Here is a 16,338-nt window from a genome sequence, read left to right on the forward strand (position 1 = left end):
GTTTCGTTCGGTGTTTGTCACCACTGGGAGGGAATACCGATGAAAAAAATGCTTCTGCTGGGCGCTGCGTTTGCCACGCTCGCCCTGGCCATGCCCGCGCAAGCCGAACTGAAGTTCAAGCCGGGCGAAGATCCACGTTTCAACTGGGCCAACTACGAAGAGCTCAAGAAGGTCGACCTCAAGGGCGAGACACTGACAATCTTCGGGCCGTGGCGCGGCGAGGACGAAGGGCTGATCCGCACCGTTCTCGATTATTTCTCCGAAGCCACCGGCGCCGAGATCAAGTATTCCTCGTCGGAGAATTACGAGCAGCAGATCGTCATCGACACGCAGGCTGGCAGCCCGCCCAACATCGCCGTGCTGCCGCAGCCGGGCCTGATCCAGGATCTGGCATCGAAGGGCCTATTGACGCCGCTCGGCGACGACACAGCCAACTGGGTCAAGGACAATTACGGCGCCGGCCAATCCTGGGTCGACCTCGGCACCTTCAAGGACAAGGACGGCAAGCCCGGCTTCTTCGCCTTTCCTTATAAGGCCGACGTGAAATCGCTGGTCTGGTACTCGCCGGACAATTTCGAGGAAGCCGGCTACAAGGTGCCGAAGACGCAGGAAGAGCTTGCCGAGCTCGAAAAAAAGATCATCGCCGACGGCGGCACGCCATGGTGCATCGGGCTTGGTTCGGGCGGCGCCACTGGCTGGCCGGCGACCGACTGGGTCGAAGACATCATGCTGCGCACCCAGACGCCCGAGACCTACGACAAATGGGTGAAGAACGAAATTCCGTTCAACGATCCGGCCGTGGTCAACGCCATCGACATTTTCGGCAAAATCGCGACCGACGACAAGATGGTCGAGGGTGGCGCCAAGGCGGTTGCGGCGACCGATTTCCGCGACAGCCCGAAGGGCCTCTTCTCGGTGCCGCCGAAATGCTATCTGCACCACCAGGCATCGTTCATCCCGACCTTCTTCCCGCAAGGCACCAAGATCGGCGAGGATGCCGACTTCTTCTATTACCCGCCCTACGCCTCCAAGCCCGAGCTCGGCACTCCGGTGCTCGGCGCCGGCACGCTTGCCATGATCACCAAAGATAGCAAGAGTGCCCGCGCCTTCATCGAATTCCTGAAGCTGCCGCTCGCTCATGAGATCTGGATGGCACAGGGCGGCTTCGTGACGCCGTTCAAGTCGGTCAACAAGGACGCCTATGCCAGCGACGCGCTGAAGAAGCAGGGCGAGATCCTGGCCAACGCCTCGACCTTCCGCTTCGATGGGTCCGACCTGATGCCGGGCAAGATCGGCGCCGGCGCGTTCTGGACCGGCATGATCGACCTGGTCGGTGGCAAGTCCGCCCAGGACGTCGCCACCGACATCCAGAAAAGCTGGGACGCGATCAAGTAAGCGGCCGGCTCGAGTCCCATGTGATGCGGTCCGGGCCTCAAACTGCCCGGACCTTCTTCGGTGCTCGGCGTCGCGTCGATTGTCGTGAGCACGACGCATTCCGGCATGACGCGCGCCCAGTGACCTGCTTTTCGGCTGGTCGCGCTCCAGACAACTGAATCGGCGCATGATCCCGTCGCCAAAGCCATTCTCGACTGGCGGATCCGTGCGCAGGGGGAGGGACCCATGGCGGCTCAGATTTTTTCGGCGATATTCGTCATCATCATCGGCGTGGGCGGCTGCGTCGCCTATTTCTGGGGTGCCAACAAGGCACTCGACACGATCTTTCCGGCACGCGGCGTTTCGGGCAAGGCGGCGATCGACAATCTGCGCCGGCAGGGGGTGATCCGGCCCTGGCTGTTCGTCGGCCCGGCGATGATCATCCTGACCATTTATCTGATCTACCCGGTGGTGGAGACGCTGAGGCTGTCGTTCCTCGATCGCGGCGGCGCCCATTTCGTCGGCTTGGCCAACTATCAATGGGCGTTCGGCGACCGTGAGTTCCGCAATTCGATCCTCAACAACATCCTGTGGCTGGCGGTGGTGCCAGCCGCCTGCACCTTCCTCGGCCTGATCATCGCCGTGCTCACCGACAAGATCTGGTGGGGCACCATCGCCAAGAGCCTGATCTTCCTGCCGCTCGCCATCTCCTTCGTCGGCGCCAGCGTCATCTGGAAATTCATCTATGAATATCGCGGCGAGGGCCAGACACAGATCGGCCTGCTCAACGCCATCATCCAGTATTTCGGCGGCCAGCCGCAGGTCTGGATATCGCTGCCGTTCTGGAACAACTTCTTCCTGATGGTCATCCTGATCTGGATCCAGACCGGCTTTGCCATGGTCATCCTGTCGTCGGCCTTGCGCGGCATTCCGGAAGAGACGCTGGAAGCCGCCGTCATCGACGGCGCCAACCCTTTCCAGATCTTCTGGAAGATCATGGTGCCGCAGATCTGGGGCACCATCGCCGTCGTCTGGACCACCATCACCATCCTGGTGCTGAAGGTTTTCGACATCGTGCTGACCATGACCAACGGCCAGTGGAACAGCCAGGTGCTGGCCAATCTGATGTTCGACTGGATGTTCCGCGGCGGTGGCGATTTCGGCCGCGGCGCCACCATCGCCATCATCATCATGATAGCGGTCATTCCGATCATGGTCTGGAACATCCGCCAGGCGAACAAAGAGACGGAAGGGCATTGAGATGACTGTCTCGACCGGAAAGTCCTTTGTCAGCCGTTTCGGCGTCCATATCGCCGTCTTCATATTCGTTGCGATCTGGACGATCCCGACGCTCGGCATTCTGGTCTCGTCGCTGCGCGACAAGGACCAGATCATCGCTTCGGGCTGGTGGAACTCGTTCACCAGTTCCAGCCAGACGGAAGCCGGACGGCTGCCGCCCGCGTCGGCGCAGGTCGAGAAGGACGGCAAGTTCGTTCTGCAAGGCAATATCTTCGGCGACGGCCCTGCCCGCAACATCAGCGCCTTCGGCGTCAAGTCGGCAGCGCCGACGCAATATCCCGCCGGCACGACAGCCGATCTCGGCGACGGCGTGACCCTGCAGCTCAATGCCGACGGCAGTTTCGTCATGACCTCGCCGAAGGCTTTTGAAAGCGAACGCGGCCAGCGCGTCTATTACGCCTCCTCGGCGCCGCCGAAATTCACCACCGACAATTACGACACGGTGCTGTTTTCGGAAGGCATCGGCCGCTCCTTCATGAACTCGCTGACCGTCACCATTCCGGCGACCGTCATCCCGATCCTGATCGCCGCGTTCGCCGCTTACGCTTTGGCCTGGATGCGCTTTCCCGGCCGGGCTCTGCTCATCGCCGTCATCATCGGCCTCCTGGTCGTGCCGCTGCAGATGTCGCTGATCCCGCTGTTGAAGCTCTATAACGGCGTCGGCAGCTTCTTCGGCGTGCCGTCGAAGACCTATCTCGGCATCTGGCTGGCGCATACCGGCTTCGGCCTGCCTTTCGCCATCTATCTGTTGAGGAGCTATATTGCCGGCCTGCCGCGCGAGATCATGGAGTCGGCGCGCATCGACGGGGCCAGCGATTTCGAGATCTTCGTCAAGATCGTGCTGCCCTTGTCGTTCCCGGTGCTGGCCTCGTTCGCCATCTTCCAGTTTCTCTGGGTGTGGAACGATCTGCTGGTGGCAATGGTTTTCCTTGGTACCGAGGGCGACCAGATCGTGCTGACCGCCAAGCTTAATGCGTTGCTCGGCTCGCGCGGCGGCGACTGGGAGATCCTGACGACGTCGGCCTTCGTTACCATCATCGTGCCGCTGATCGTGTTCTTCTCGCTGCAGCGCTATTTCGTCCGCGGGCTGCTTGCCGGCTCGGTGAAAGGAGGTTGAGTTCATGCAATCCGCTTTGAAGGCCACACCGAAGCCCGATCTCGCTATCGATCGCGACTGGTGGCGAGGTGCCGTGATCTACCAGATTTACCCGCGCAGCTACCAGGATTCGAACGGCGACGGTATCGGCGACCTCAGAGGCATTATCGGCCGGCTGCCCTATATCGCCTCGCTCGGCGTCGACGCCATCTGGATCTCGCCGTTCTTCAAATCGCCGATGAAGGACTTTGGCTACGACGTGTCGGACTATTGCGGTGTCGATCCGATGTTCGGCACGCTGGCGGACTTCGACGCGCTGACCGCCGAGGCGCACCGGCTTGGCCTCAAGGTGATGATCGACGAGGTGCTCTCGCATACCGCCGACGTCCATCCCTGGTTCAAGGAGAGCCGCTCCAGCCGCAGCAATCCAAAGGCCGACTGGTATGTCTGGGCGGACGCCAAGCCGGACGGCACGCCGCCCAACAACTGGCTGTCGATCTTCGGTGGCTCGGCCTGGCAGTGGGACACCAGCCGCCAGCAATATTACCTGCATAATTTCCTGGCCGAGCAGCCCGACCTCAATTTCCACAGCCGCGCGGTCCAGGACGCGCTGCTCGATGTCACCCGCTTCTGGCTGGAGCGCGGCGTCGATGGTTTCCGCCTCGATACCATCAATTTCTACTTCCACAGCCAAGGCCTGGAAGACAATCCGCCGCTGCCGCCCGAGCAGCGCAACGACCAGACGGCGCCGGCCGTCAACCCCTACAACTACCAGGACCATCTCTACGACAAGAGCCGGCCTGAAAACCTGGGCTTCCTCGAACGCTTCCGCGCCCTGCTCGATGAATATCCGGCGACGGCCGCGGTTGGCGAAGTCGGCGATTCGCAGCGTGGGCTGGAAGTCGTGGCGGCCTATACGGCCGGCGGCAAGCGCGTCCATATGTGCTACTCCTTCGACTTCCTGGCGCCGGAGAAGATCAGCGCGGCAAAGGTGCGCTCGGTGCTGGAAACGTTCGGCAAGGTGGCCAGCGATGGCTGGTCGTGCTGGGCCTTCTCCAACCATGACGTGATGCGCCCTGCCTCGCGCTGGGCAGCCGCCGAGCCGGACCCGACCGCGTACCTCAAGGTCATCTCGGCGCTGCTGATGTCGTTGCGCGGCTCGGTCTGTATCTATCAGGGCGAGGAGCTCGGGCTCAGCGAGGCCGAACTCAGCTTCGAGGATCTGCAGGACCCATACGGCATCCGCTTCTGGCCCGAATTCAAGGGCCGCGACGGCTGCCGCACGCCAATGGTTTGGGACGGCGCTGCCCGCAATGGCGGCTTCTCGACGGCAAAGCCCTGGCTGCCGGTGCCGGCCAAGCATCTTGCGCAAGCGGTCAATGTGCAGCAGGGCGACGACGGCTCGCTGCTCGAGCACTACCGGCGCTTCCTGGCTTTCCGCCGTGCTCATCCGGCACTGGCCAAGGGCGATATCGAGTTCATCGAAAGCGACGGCGACACCGTCGCCTTCACACGCCGCGAAGGCAACGAGCAGATCGTCTGCGCCTTCAATCTCGGCGCAAAGCCGGCCAAGGTCGATCTTGGCGGCCGCTCACTGCAGCCCTTGCCGGGACACGGGTTTTCGGGACAGACTGGCGCCGGCACTATCCGCCTCGGCGGCTATGGCGCCTGGTTCGGGCGTATCGACTGAATTCAAGGAAGAACTGGAGAGTACCATGGCCGATGTCACGCTAAGGCAAGTGAGGAAATCATATGGCAATCTCAACATTCTGCACGGCGTCGACCTCGACATAAAGTCGGGCGAATTCATCGTCTTCGTCGGTCCGTCTGGTTGCGGCAAGTCCACCTTGCTGCGCTGCATCGCCGGGCTGGAGGAGATCACCTCAGGCGAGCTCAAGATCGACGGCGAGATTGTCAACGACGTGCCGCCGTCAAAGCGCGGCATCGCGATGGTGTTCCAGTCCTATGCGCTCTATCCGCACATGACCGTCTACGACAACATGGCGTTCTCGATGAAGATCGGCAAGGAAAGCAAGGCCGAGATCGACAAGCGGGTGCGCCAGGCGGCCGAGATCCTGCAGCTGACCAAATATCTCGACCGCCTGCCCAAGGCGATGTCGGGCGGCCAGCGCCAGCGTGTCGCCATCGGCCGCGCCATCGTGCGCAATCCCAAGGTCTTCTTGTTCGACGAGCCGCTATCCAACCTCGATGCGGCGCTGCGCGTCGCCACTCGCATCGAGATCGCCAAGCTCAAGGAATCGATGCCGGCCACAACGATGATCTATGTCACCCACGACCAGGTCGAGGCCATGACGCTGGCCGACCGCATCGTGGTGCTGAAGGAAGGCCATATCGAACAGGTCGGCACGCCGATGGAGCTCTACAAGCGGCCCGGCAATCTGTTCGTCGCCCAGTTCATCGGCTCGCCGGCGATGAACATCCTGCCGGCGACGATCGACAGGACCGGCAACCCGACGGTCGTCAGCCATGTCGGCGGCCGCAAGGCAACGGTGCCGATCGCAACGCCTGCCTCAGCGAAAGGCGCTGCGGTGAGCTTCGGGGTGCGGCCGGAGGATCTGATGATCGCAGCCGGCGCCGACTATTTGTTCGAAGGGACGGTCGATTATGTCGAGCAGCTCGGCGAGGTCCAACTCGTCTATGTCGACATCGGCCGCGCCGACCTGCCGCTGGTGACCAAGCTGCCGGGCAATGTCGAGGTCAAGCGCGGGGCGTCGATGCGGCTGACGGCGGATGCCGGCGACCTGCATATTTTCGACGCGGACGGACACTCCTTCGCGCTCCATGAAGCAGAAGCAAAGGCGGCTTGAGGCAGGCGTTTTTCCGCCACGCAAAAGACAAGAGCGGCGGGCATGGCCCGCCGCTCTTGTTTCTAATTCCGGTTCGGCTGTTAGTTGTTGCCGAAGAGGTTGCGGTCGGCGCCCTGAGGCGCGGACTTGGGCCCATCGCCAGACGAATTCAGCAACTTGTAGATCGGCGAGTTGCTGTTACGCACCGAATATGTCTGCGTCTTGTCGACATTGACGGTCGACTGCTTATTGATGTCGGTCCCGCCGACATTGTCGTTTTGGGCATAGGCGCCGCCGGCGGCAATCAAGAGAGCGGCGGCAGTAAGAACAATCTTTTTCATTTGGATACTCCTGGATTTTCGGATCAAAGCGGCGGGCATGCCCGCCCGCCTTGATGGTGGGATCGGCTGTTAGTTGTTGCCGAAGAGGTTGCGATCGGCGCCCTGGCCGACCGGCTGCTTTTCAGCCTGATCTGACTTCTTGAGGGAGGCCGTGTACGAGCTGTCGACCGCGACAGCCGGCTGGTTGGCTCCGTTGGAACCATAATTGTCGCTGCCGGCGAAGGCGCTGCCGGTGATGGCCAAAACGGCGACGGCGGCAAGAAAGATCTTTTTCATTTCAATACTCCTGAATTTTTTCAGATCCCGGGCGGCGGATATGCCCGCCGCCCTGATGCTGGGATCGGCTGTTAGTTATTGCCGAAGAGGTTCCGGTCGGCGCCCTGGACAGGCTGCTTGTCAGCATCAGCCGGCTTCTGAATGGAAGCCGTGTACGAGCTGTCGCCCGAGGCGGCAGGCTGGTTCGCACCATTGGAACCATAATTGTCGCTGCCGGCGAAGGCGCTGCCGGTGATGGCCAAAACGGCGACGGCGGCAAGAGCGATCTTTTTCATTTTTAGTACTCCAGTATCTTAGTCTCAGTCCGTCTAGCGGCGTGTCTTGGGAGGAGTTCGCGTCGTTCGGACCGCCCCGATGTGGGAAAGCCAATGGCCAGTTTCCAATCACGAAGTTGTTTGGTGTGGACCAAGAATCTACACCTTGAAATTGTGCCACGGACTCCCTCCGCCACATTTTTACCGTTTAATGTCAACAAGATAGCCCATCGCCTCGGTCTGACTGCAAGGGGACTTGGAAGGCAGCGTTCACAGCGTCCTGCACGCATTGTCAACAGAAACGAACCGTTCGGTTCGATTTTTTAAACCGATAAAAGTCGCAGCCGGGGTTGTTTGTCGAATCGTTAACCATTTCAGCCAAGCGCGGCCTCGCCGTTCTGCCGGTTTTCGGCCCGTTTAGGCCGGCCGGCAAAGGCAGCAACCGGGCAAGCAGAACCGGGTCAGACCCCGTAGCGTTCGGTGCGGATGAGAGCCGCAGGCACCCCGGCATCGATCAGTGCCTCGGCGGCGGCCGTCACGAATGCGTTCGAGCCGCAGACAAAGGCCAGCTTCGGCGGCGCGGGCAACCTGGTCATGGCTTGCACCATCATCGCGGCGTCGACCCGCCGCGCATAATCCGCCGGACGGCGGGCCGGCTCGCGCGTCAGCGTCAGCACCAGGTCGAAGCCATCCCGGCGCTCGGCGAGGTCGATCAGCTCATCGCGAAAGATCACCTCGTCCCAGACCCGCGCCGAAACCACCAGGGCGGCGGCAACCAGCGACCCCCGCATCGCCCGGTGACGGACCATCGACATCAACGGCACCACGCCCGACCCACCGCCGACGAGCAGGAGCGGTCCGCCATCGCCGTCGGACCAGACGAAATGGCCGCCGAGCGGCCCGCGCAATTCGAACTCGTCGCCCACCGCCGCGATCTCGTGAAAGAACGGCGAGACCTCGCCGTCCTCGAGTTTTTCAATCGCCAGCTCGATGGTCTCGCCGGTCTCCGGTGCCGAGGCGATGGAGTAGGAGCGCCGCGCCTGATAACCGTCAGGCGCCGTCAGCCTGACATCGACATGCTGTCCGGCACGGTAGGCGAAGGGCCGCGACGGCTGCAGGAAAAAGCGGGTGACGCGCGGCGTGCGCTTTTGGATGCGGGTGATGGTGACTATCTGCCAGGGCGACTGCGCCGCCGGTGCGTCGCTCATGGATCGTTCGTGTAGCGCTGCTCGCGCCACGGGTCGCCATAGATATGATAGCCTCGCAACTCCCAGAAACCCGGCTCGTCACGCTCGGTGAACTGCAGCCCGTTCAGCCATTTGGCCGATTTCCAGAAATAGAGATGCGGAACGAGCAGCCGCGCCGGGCCGCCATGGTCGGGGGTGATCGGCTTGCCCTCGTAAAGCAGCGCCACCATCGCCTTGCCGCCGGTAAGATCCTTCGTTGGCACGTTGGTGGAATAGCCGTCGAAACCCAACGCCAGCGTGAAGGCGGTGGGCGGCTCGATGCCGGCGTCGGCAAGGATGTCGTCGACCAGCACGCCCTGCCAGGCCGTGTCGAACTTGGTCCATGCGGTGACGCAATGGATGTCGCGCGTCATCTTGGTCAGGGGCAGCGCGTTGAACTCGGCCCAGTTCCACTTCTTGATCGGCCGCGGCCCGTGCTTAAGCGTGAACGACCAATCCTCGGTGCGCACATGCGGCGTCGGGCCGGCCGACAGGACCGGGAAACCTTGCTCGAGATATTGCCCCGGCGGGATACGTGCACCCGTATCTGTCGGCGGCTTTCGTCCGGAAGAGAAACCTCGGGTAGCCATCGAGAATATCCGTTTGCGCAAGGTCCAATCGACCTTTGTCAGTTTTCTCGAAGACGCGCGCGCGGGCAACCGAAATCTTGGCTCGGCCGGCAATGCCCTCCATCGATCTTGGCAGCGCGGCGCCTGCCTCAGCCACTGGCGAAGGGGACGGCGACAAACATCTGGGCGTCGCCGCGCTGGACAAGCAGCAGCACCGATTTCTTGCCGGATTTGGCAGCCTGCACAATCGCCTGGTTAGCCTGCCTGGCGCTTCTCACCGGATGCTGGTCGACGGCGACGATGATATCGCCGGGCTGGATGCCGGAAGCCGATGCCGCCTTGTTCGGGTCGACGCGCTCGACCAGTGCGCCGTGCTGGTTGCCTGCCAGGTTCATTGCCTGGCGTACATCCGGGGTGACATCCATCAGGCGGAGACCGAGCGCCGGTGAACGGAGGCCCTGCTCCGTCGACGGCTGACCCTGATCGCCGGTCACCGATCCCGTTGCCATGTCGTCTTCGTTGCGCCCGATCTCGACGGAGATCTGCAGGCTTTGGCCCTTGCGCCAGACATTGAGGGTTTCCCTCGTGCCGGGCGCAACGTCGGCGACAGCGCGCGACAGGTCCCTTGGGTCCTTTATGTCGCGATCGGCGAAGCTGGTGATGACGTCGCCGGTCTCGATGCCGGCCTTGGCGGCCGGCGATCCGTCGCTGACCTGCGCGACGAGCACGCCGGCGGGGTGATCGAGGCCGATGGCGCTCGCCATATCAGGCGTCACCGGCTGGATCTGGACGCCGAGGTAGCCGTACTGGATGGAGCCGCCCTTCATCAGCTTGGCGACGACCTTTTGCGCCTGGTCCGAGGGGATGGCGAAGCCGACGCCGACGCTGCCGCCATTCGGCGAAAAGATCGCCGTGTTGATGCCGACGACATTGCCGTTCACATCCGTCAGCGGGCCGCCGGAATTGCCCCGGTTGATCGGTGCGTCGATCTGGATGAAGTCGTCAAACGGCCCGCTGTGCAGGTCGCGGCCGCGCGCCGAGACGATGCCGGCCGTGACCGTGGTGCCAAGGCCGAACGGATTGCCGAAGGCGAGCACCTGGTCACCCGGCATGAGCTTGTCGGAATCGCCCCATCTGACGGTCGGCAAGGGCTTGCCGGCTTTGACCTTGAGCACGGCAAGATCGTTCTTGGCGTCATGGCCGATCAATTTGGCGGGAAGCTCGGTGCCGTCGTCGAGCGTCACCTTGATCGATTGGGCGCCATCGACAACGTGATTGTTGGTGACGATGGTGCCGTCGCTGGCGACGATGAAGCCTGAACCGAGCGCCTCGGTGCGCGGCGCCTGTTCCGGCGGTGTTTTGGGAGCGGGCAATCCCTGGTCACCGAAGAAATGGCGGAAATAGTCGTCGAAAGGGGAGGTTCCGCCAAAGGGAGAGGCGTCGCTCATGGTGTCGGGCTGTTGTACTTTCATGACCGTCGTGATGGTCACCACCGCCGGTTTATCGGCCGCCACGACCGGCGCGAACGAGCCGCTCGGCGCCGTCATGCCGGTGACGGGAGGGGTGACCGTTGCCGCCAGGACATCATTCAGCCTGGGAGCGAGAGGCAGGGCGAAAGGGCTGACGATCAGCGCTGCGCCCAGCAGAGCGGCGACGCGATGTCTGCGAAGGGTCTGGATTGGTGACATGGCCGTTGTCCGGGCGAGAGATTGGTGAAGCGCCCTAACGTTCCGTCACCGGAACAATTCATCGGCGCGTCGGTCGTCGGCCTTGCCTGTCTCGCCTGTCAGGCAGCCGACCGGATCGACAGCCCCGCATCTAGGGCGCCGATCATGGTTTCCAGATAATGTTACGAAGATTTAATTTTCGGCTGGCAACCGCCGTGCCGGGCTGGCGCCGAAACCCGAAAACAAAAACCCGCCTTGCGGCGGGTCGTTGGGGCAAATCAGCACCATAGCCAAATTACTAGCATAGCTGCCGGCACAAAGCAAGAACAAAATAGCTGCCCAAGCCAAATCGCTTCAGGCCGCCCCTCACTGCCCCGCCAAGGCTTCTATGCCGCTGTCCCGTCCGTTCGCCTGAGATACGCCGAGGCGATCTCGCGCATCCGCCTGCCGTCGAAGCTCGGTCCATGACCGCCATGGCCGATCCGGATCGGCAGGTCGAGCAGCCGCTGCATGGTGCGGCGATAGGCGGCACGATCGGAATCCGGCAGGTCGTCGATCAGCGTGGCGTCATAGATGGCGTCGCCGGCGAAGAACAGGCCGTCTGTCTCATCGAACAGCGAGATCGAATCCGGAGAGTGGCCGGGCAGGTGCAGGACACGGAATTGCCGGTCGCCGAGGTCGATCCTATCGCCCTCGTCCAGGGTCCGGTCCAGCGGCGCCGGTGGAATCCTGTAATCGGCCGCTTTCCAGCCCTTTGCCGGCAGTCTGGAGACGGCGCCCTCCAGATCATGGAACATGTAGGCGTAGGTCACCGCTTCGTCCATGCTGTCGAACTGCGTGGCGCTGTGGCGCGGACCTGCCCGCAACGGAAACTCGTGCAGCGAGCCGACATGATCGAGATGGATATGCGTGGCGACGACGAGCAGCGGCTTGCCGGCCGGCGTGTCGATCTGCGGCGCCAGCGGGCAGATCCCCATGCCGGTGTCGACCAGCAGGTCGACATCGCGGCCGCGCACATGCCAGATGTTGGCGCGCACGAAATCATGCACGAAGGGCTCGGTCAGCATCATCGTCTTGGCGTCGACGATGGTTTTGCTGAACCAGCTGTCCATCAGATCAAGGCCGGCATCAGACGAACGGCTTGCCGACCTTGTACTTTCGCGGAACCAGCCGCTTCAGATAGGCCATGCCCGCATCGGACAGCCGGTTGACGTCGGGCAGCATGAAATCATCCGGCATATGGCGCGTCTTGCCGGCGACGTTCTTCAGCGGCACCTTCTTCAGCACGGTTTTTTTGCCGTCATATTGCAGCGCCACCGAACCGCCGCCCTCGTCGGCCACGGTGACGGCGAAGGCGCCGGCATCGAAGGCCTCCTGCGCGTCCACCGCGCTGATGGCGCCGACATAGCCGCGCGGCATGTAGCCGAGCGCATCGACGCGCGCCCGCTTGCCCGGCAATCCTTCGGCGAGCGCGCGCTCCAAGGCTGCCGGCAGGTCGCTGCCCGACAGCTTGACGTTGCCGTGCTGGTCGCGCTCCAGCCTTTCCGGCGGCACCAGGCTTTCGACCAGCGCCTTGCCGTCGGCGGTGCTGACGCCTTCGGAGACGGCAACGATGCAGCGCTTGTGGCGGTCGAGCGTGGCGCGCACGTCGTCGATGAAACCGGCCGCCGAGAACGGCCGCTCCGGCACGTAGACGAGATGCGGGCCGCTGTCCTGGTCGAGCTGCCAGGCCGCGGATGCGGCCGTCAGGAAACCGGCATGCCGCCCCATGACGATACCGACATAGATGCCCGGCAGAGCGCGGAAATCGAGATCGACCGAAAGGAATGCTCCAGCGACGAACTCGGCCGCCGACATGAAGCCGGGCGTGTGATCGTTCTCCTCGAGATCGTTGTCGATGGTTTTCGGCGCATGCACGAAGGCGATCTTGCCGCCGGCGGCGTCGGTGAGGATCTGCTGCGTGCCCGAGGTGTCGTTGCCGCCGATATAGATGAAGGCGTCGGCGCCGGCTTTCTTCAAGCCATTGAGGATGAGGTCGCAATAGGCGGCATCCGGCTTGTCGCGCGTCGAACCAAGCGCGGCGCTCGGCGTCGCCGCGATCAGCCGCAGGCGGTCCTCGGGGATGGCGGAAAGATCGACGTAATTGCCGTCACGAATGCCGCGCACGCCGTGGATGGATCCCAGCACCTTGGCGCCGGGATGCCGCTTGCGGATTTCGAGCGCAGCACCCACCACGGTCTGGTTGATGACGGCGGTCGGGCCGCCGCCCTGCGCGATGACAAAAGTTCCGGCCATTGTTCACGTCTCCCGGGCGATGAAATCGCAGGCACATTCGCCTGTCTTGCGGCATCGCGCAACGGCAGAGTGATCGCTGAAGGCGAAGCCGCCGTTCAGACGACGACGACCGGGTTTTTCTTGGAGACGCGGCTGTAGAGGTCGATGATGTCCTGGTTGATCAGGCGCACGCAACCCGACGACATCGCCTGTCCGATGCTCCACCATTCGGGCGAGCCGTGGATGCGATAACCGGTGTCGCTGCCGTTCTGATAGATGTAGAGGGCACGCGCGCCGAGCGGATTGTCGAGGCCGCCCGGCTGTCCGCCTTGCCACTTCACCAGTTCCGGCCTGCGGGCGATCATCTCGGGCGGCGGGGTCCAGACCGGCCATTCCTTGCCGTACTGGATGTTGGCGCGGCCGGACCAGCGGAATCCGTCCTTGCCGATACCGACGCCGTAGCGGATCGCCTCGCCGCCGGGCTGCACCAGATAGAGCAGCCGTTCCTGCGAGTGAACGACAATGGTACCGGGCTGCTCGCCGGTCGGATCGACGACGATCTGGCGGCGAAACTCCGGCTTGACCTTCAGATAGGGCACTTCCGGCACGTTGAAGCCACCGTCGGTGAGCGAAGCGTACATCACGTCGGGGCTGGTGATGTTCTTGTCGACGCTGATGCTCGGACGGACCGGCCGGATCGAGCCGGTAGTGACGTCGTCGAGCTGGAGCGACGGCAGATCCAGCGTCTGGCTGCAGCCGGCAATGCCGAGCAGCGCCAGCGCGCCGGCGCCGGACAGCACCGTGCGGCGGGAAAGCTGTAGTTCGGTTTCGATTGCGTCGCCATTATGCGGCAGCGACAGACCGTGCGGCAAGTCACGCATTTACCCAAACCCTACGCTGTCGGCGGGAAACACGGTCCGGCCGGATAGCAGGCATTTTCACCAATCATGGTTGAAAAAGCGTGAAGGCCAGCCGCCTGGCGTTAACGAGGGGCTTTTTCGATTCTTGCCTCTTTACATCTGCGCGAGGCCAAGGATTTATCCTCTTCTTTAAGCTCAAGGAGAAGAAAATGTCCTTCGAAAACTGGGCCGCGTTTGCCGCCGCCTCGGCAGTCCTTCTGGTCATTCCAGGCCCGACCATCCTGCTGGTGGTTTCCTATGCACTCGGCCAAGGCTGGCGCACCGCGCTGCCGATGGCAGTCGGCGTGGCGCTCGGCGACTTCACCGCGATGACACTGTCGATGCTGGGCATCGGCGCGCTGCTGGCGGCGTCGGCCACCGTATTCACGGTGCTGAAGGTGATCGGCGCCGGCTATCTGATCTATCTCGGCATCAAGCTGTTTCGCGCCGGCGGCGCGCTCCGGGCCGAACCGCGCACCGATGCGGTGTCATCGGCGAAAATGGCGGCGCATGCCTGGCTGGTTACTGCGCTCAATCCGAAAAGCATCACCTTCTTCGTCGCCTTCCTGCCGCAGTTCCTCGACCGGCATGCGGATTTCTGGACACAGATGCTGATCTTCGAGACGACCTTCCTGACGCTCGCCTTCGCCAACGCCTTCGGTTATGCGCTGATCGCCGCAAGGGCGCGCAACGTCGTGCGCAATCCAAAGGCGATCCGCATCTTCAACCGCACCGGCGGCACGCTGCTGGTCGGCGCAGGCATCGCCACGGTGGCGATGCGATCGGGTAACTGAGGACACGCCATGGCGGTCAGGGATGCATTGGGCCTGACACTGTCTGGTGCGACGGAGGCCGGGTTTTTGTCCTACAGCCGGGCCGTGCGCGAATTGCAGTGCTTCATCGGCGATCCGGTCGGTTCCATTGACCGGGCAATCGCCGACGATCCCGGCTTCGTCATGGCGCAGGTGTTCAAGGGTTATCTCTTTGGCCTCGCCACCGAGCGTGAGGCGACGGCGGTGGCCAAGGCATGTCACGAGGCGGCGCTGCCGCTTGCCGCGACGACACGCGAGCAGGCGCATGTCGCCGCCCTTGGCCACCTTGCGGAGGGACGCTGGCATGAGGCCGCCCGCGTGCTGGAGGATATCGCCATCGAGTTTCCGCTCGATGCGCTGGCGCTGCAGACCGGGCACCAGATCGACTTCTTCACCGGCAATGCGCGCATGCTGCGCGACCGCATCGGCCGCGCGCTGCCGTCCTGGCAGAGCGGCATGCCGGGCTATCACGCCATACTCGGCATGCAGGCCTTTGGCCTGGAGGAAATGGGCGATTACGCGCGCGCCGAAAAACTTGGCCGCACGGCGGTCGATCTCGAGCCGCGCGATGGCTGGGCTCAGCATGCGGTGGCCCATGTCATGGAGATGCAGAGCCGGCAAAAGGACGGCATTCTGTGGATGCGCGCCAATCCCGAAGCGTGGACGCGGGAAAGTTTCCTGCAGGTGCACAATTGGTGGCACCTGGCGCTGTTCCACTACGATCTTGGCGAAATCGACGAGGTGCTGGCGCTCTATGACGGGCCGATCTATGGCGAGCGCTCGACGCTGGCGCTCAACATGGTCGATGCCTCGGCGATCCTGTGGCGGCTGCATCTCGGCGGCGTCGATGTCGGCAGCCGCTGGGCGGCGCTCGCCGCCAACTGGTTGCCCAAGGCCAGCGCCGGCCATTATGCCTTCAACGACGCCCACGCAATGATGGCGTTTGTCGGTGCCGGCCTCGACGCGCCGGCCAGCGGCTTGCTCGAGGCGCAGCGCGAGGCGATGCGCGGCAAAGACGACAACGCCGCTTTCACCCGGGATGTCGGCCATCCCCTGACGCTCGCCATCAAGGCATTCGGCGAGGGCAATTATGCCGGGACGATACGCCTGATCCGGCCGATCCGGGCGATCGCCCACCGCTTCGGCGGCAGCCACGCCCAACGCGACGTCATCGACCTGACGCTGATCGAGGCGGCATTGCGTTCCGGTGATGGCGCGCTGGCAAGGGCGCTGGCGGCGGAACGCGCGCTGGCACGGCCGGACAGCCCGTTGTCGGCACTGTTTTCACGGCGCGCAATCGCTCTCACGGCGAATTGACCAAGATTAAATCTTGCCTTAAAAACTGCCCCGGCCAGATTTTTTCGAGTGTCGAAAAAATCTTCGCGTGTTGACTGGAGCGTTTTTCCGGCAGCACGATTGCCGGGATATCTTCGCCGTCCGTGTC

At 63.1% G+C, this 16,338-nt stretch carries 16 protein-coding genes; 7 read left to right on the top strand and 9 right to left on the bottom strand.

Annotation, left to right across the window (positions count from 1 at the left end; genetic code table 11):
- Window positions 1–39: 39 nt before the first annotated feature.
- The 5 genes from NKH83_RS22230 (at window position 40) to NKH83_RS22250 (ending at window position 6,597) form a co-directional block, all read left to right on the top strand.
- A complete protein-coding gene (locus NKH83_RS22230) occupies window positions 40–1,395 on the top strand; it encodes an ABC transporter substrate-binding protein (RefSeq protein WP_352452249.1) in 1,356 nt (451 codons plus the stop codon).
- 225 nt (window positions 1,396–1,620) lie between these two features.
- Window positions 1,621–2,634, top strand: coding sequence for a carbohydrate ABC transporter permease (locus NKH83_RS22235; RefSeq protein WP_352807467.1), 1,014 nt, complete (start codon window positions 1,621–1,623; stop codon window positions 2,632–2,634).
- A 1-nt stretch (window position 2,635) separates the two neighbouring features.
- Entirely contained in the window at window positions 2,636–3,790 is a 1,155-nt protein-coding gene (locus tag NKH83_RS22240) for a carbohydrate ABC transporter permease (protein ID WP_352667393.1), read from the top strand.
- Window positions 3,791–3,794: 4 nt separating this feature from the next.
- On the top strand, window positions 3,795–5,459 hold the full coding sequence (bglA, locus tag NKH83_RS22245) for a beta-galactosidase BglA (protein ID WP_352807471.1): 1,665 nt from the start codon (window positions 3,795–3,797) through the stop codon (window positions 5,457–5,459).
- 25 nt (window positions 5,460–5,484) lie between these two features.
- On the top strand, window positions 5,485–6,597 hold the full coding sequence (locus tag NKH83_RS22250; RefSeq protein WP_352480043.1) for an ABC transporter ATP-binding protein: 1,113 nt from the start codon (window positions 5,485–5,487) through the stop codon (window positions 6,595–6,597).
- 80 nt (window positions 6,598–6,677) lie between these two features.
- Here NKH83_RS22250 and NKH83_RS22255 read toward each other — a convergent pair whose 3' ends face one another.
- The 9 genes from NKH83_RS22255 to NKH83_RS22295 form a co-directional block, all read right to left on the bottom strand.
- On the bottom strand, window positions 6,678–6,917 hold the full coding sequence (locus NKH83_RS22255; protein WP_352807474.1) for a DUF680 domain-containing protein: 240 nt from the start codon (window positions 6,915–6,917) through the stop codon (window positions 6,678–6,680).
- 69 nt (window positions 6,918–6,986) lie between these two features.
- Complete coding sequence (locus tag NKH83_RS22260) at window positions 6,987–7,193, bottom strand: DUF680 domain-containing protein (RefSeq protein WP_254815995.1); 207 nt, start codon at window positions 7,191–7,193, stop codon at window positions 6,987–6,989.
- A gap of 71 nt (window positions 7,194–7,264) precedes the next feature.
- On the bottom strand, window positions 7,265–7,468 hold the full coding sequence (locus NKH83_RS22265; protein ID WP_352480241.1) for a DUF680 domain-containing protein: 204 nt from the start codon (window positions 7,466–7,468) through the stop codon (window positions 7,265–7,267).
- Window positions 7,469–7,908: 440 nt separating this feature from the next.
- Window positions 7,909–8,655 carry an FAD-binding oxidoreductase gene (locus NKH83_RS22270; protein ID WP_352807477.1) on the bottom strand — a complete coding sequence of 249 codons (747 nt, stop codon included), beginning with the start codon at window positions 8,653–8,655 and terminating at the stop codon, window positions 7,909–7,911.
- A complete protein-coding gene (locus NKH83_RS22275; protein WP_352480239.1) occupies window positions 8,652–9,263 on the bottom strand; it encodes a molybdopterin-dependent oxidoreductase in 612 nt (203 codons plus the stop codon). The genes NKH83_RS22270 and NKH83_RS22275 overlap by 4 nt, the downstream gene beginning before the upstream one ends.
- 128 nt (window positions 9,264–9,391) lie before the next feature.
- Complete coding sequence (locus NKH83_RS22280; RefSeq protein ID WP_352807480.1) at window positions 9,392–10,930, bottom strand: DegQ family serine endoprotease; 1,539 nt, start codon at window positions 10,928–10,930, stop codon at window positions 9,392–9,394.
- Between the two features lie 365 nt (window positions 10,931–11,295).
- Complete coding sequence (locus NKH83_RS22285; RefSeq protein ID WP_352807483.1) at window positions 11,296–12,021, bottom strand: MBL fold metallo-hydrolase; 726 nt, start codon at window positions 12,019–12,021, stop codon at window positions 11,296–11,298.
- Between the two features lie 16 nt (window positions 12,022–12,037).
- Complete coding sequence (locus tag NKH83_RS22290) at window positions 12,038–13,204, bottom strand: diphosphate--fructose-6-phosphate 1-phosphotransferase (protein ID WP_352800695.1); 1,167 nt, start codon at window positions 13,202–13,204, stop codon at window positions 12,038–12,040.
- A 95-nt stretch (window positions 13,205–13,299) separates the two neighbouring features.
- Window positions 13,300–14,064 (bottom strand): L,D-transpeptidase, encoded by a 765-nt coding sequence (locus NKH83_RS22295; RefSeq protein ID WP_352807486.1) that lies wholly within the window; start codon window positions 14,062–14,064, stop codon window positions 13,300–13,302.
- A gap of 188 nt (window positions 14,065–14,252) precedes the next feature.
- Here NKH83_RS22295 and NKH83_RS22300 point away from each other — a divergent pair, with 188 nt between their 5' ends.
- Together NKH83_RS22300 and NKH83_RS22305 are read left to right on the top strand one after the other, a co-directional pair.
- Window positions 14,253–14,876: a LysE family translocator gene (locus NKH83_RS22300; protein WP_352736816.1), complete on the top strand. Its 624-nt coding sequence runs from the start codon at window positions 14,253–14,255 to the stop codon at window positions 14,874–14,876.
- Between the two features lie 9 nt (window positions 14,877–14,885).
- Entirely contained in the window at window positions 14,886–16,211 is a 1,326-nt protein-coding gene (locus tag NKH83_RS22305) for a tetratricopeptide repeat protein (protein ID WP_352807489.1), read from the top strand.
- Window positions 16,212–16,338 lie beyond the last annotated feature (127 nt).

It is taken from the genome of Mesorhizobium sp. M0909, assembly GCF_040319515.1.
GTDB lineage: Bacteria > Pseudomonadota > Alphaproteobacteria > Rhizobiales > Rhizobiaceae > Mesorhizobium.

Excerpts from the sequence above, each read along its gene's own strand:
- NKH83_RS22295 (WP_352807486.1), bottom strand. The coding sequence starts at position 14,064 with ATGCGTGACTTGCCGCACGGTCTGTCGCTGCCGCATAATGGCGACGCA.
- NKH83_RS22280 (WP_352807480.1), bottom strand. The coding sequence starts at position 10,930 with ATGTCACCAATCCAGACCCTTCGCAGACATCGCGTCGCCGCTCTGCTG.
- NKH83_RS22260 (WP_254815995.1), bottom strand. The coding sequence starts at position 7,193 with ATGAAAAAGATCTTTCTTGCCGCCGTCGCCGTTTTGGCCATCACCGGC.
- NKH83_RS22265 (WP_352480241.1), bottom strand. The coding sequence starts at position 7,468 with ATGAAAAAGATCGCTCTTGCCGCCGTCGCCGTTTTGGCCATCACCGGC.
- NKH83_RS22230 (WP_352452249.1), top strand. The coding sequence starts at position 40 with ATGAAAAAAATGCTTCTGCTGGGCGCTGCGTTTGCCACGCTCGCCCTG.
- NKH83_RS22300 (WP_352736816.1), top strand. The coding sequence starts at position 14,253 with ATGTCCTTCGAAAACTGGGCCGCGTTTGCCGCCGCCTCGGCAGTCCTT.
- NKH83_RS22275 (WP_352480239.1), bottom strand. The coding sequence starts at position 9,263 with ATGGCTACCCGAGGTTTCTCTTCCGGACGAAAGCCGCCGACAGATACG.
- NKH83_RS22305 (WP_352807489.1), top strand. The coding sequence starts at position 14,886 with ATGGCGGTCAGGGATGCATTGGGCCTGACACTGTCTGGTGCGACGGAG.
- NKH83_RS22270 (WP_352807477.1), bottom strand. The coding sequence starts at position 8,655 with ATGAGCGACGCACCGGCGGCGCAGTCGCCCTGGCAGATAGTCACCATC.
- NKH83_RS22250 (WP_352480043.1), top strand. The coding sequence starts at position 5,485 with ATGGCCGATGTCACGCTAAGGCAAGTGAGGAAATCATATGGCAATCTC.
- bglA (WP_352807471.1), top strand. The coding sequence starts at position 3,795 with ATGCAATCCGCTTTGAAGGCCACACCGAAGCCCGATCTCGCTATCGAT.
- NKH83_RS22240 (WP_352667393.1), top strand. The coding sequence starts at position 2,636 with ATGACTGTCTCGACCGGAAAGTCCTTTGTCAGCCGTTTCGGCGTCCAT.
- NKH83_RS22255 (WP_352807474.1), bottom strand. The coding sequence starts at position 6,917 with ATGAAAAAGATTGTTCTTACTGCCGCCGCTCTCTTGATTGCCGCCGGC.
- NKH83_RS22285 (WP_352807483.1), bottom strand. The coding sequence starts at position 12,021 with ATGGACAGCTGGTTCAGCAAAACCATCGTCGACGCCAAGACGATGATG.
- NKH83_RS22235 (WP_352807467.1), top strand. The coding sequence starts at position 1,621 with ATGGCGGCTCAGATTTTTTCGGCGATATTCGTCATCATCATCGGCGTG.
- NKH83_RS22290 (WP_352800695.1), bottom strand. The coding sequence starts at position 13,204 with ATGGCCGGAACTTTTGTCATCGCGCAGGGCGGCGGCCCGACCGCCGTC.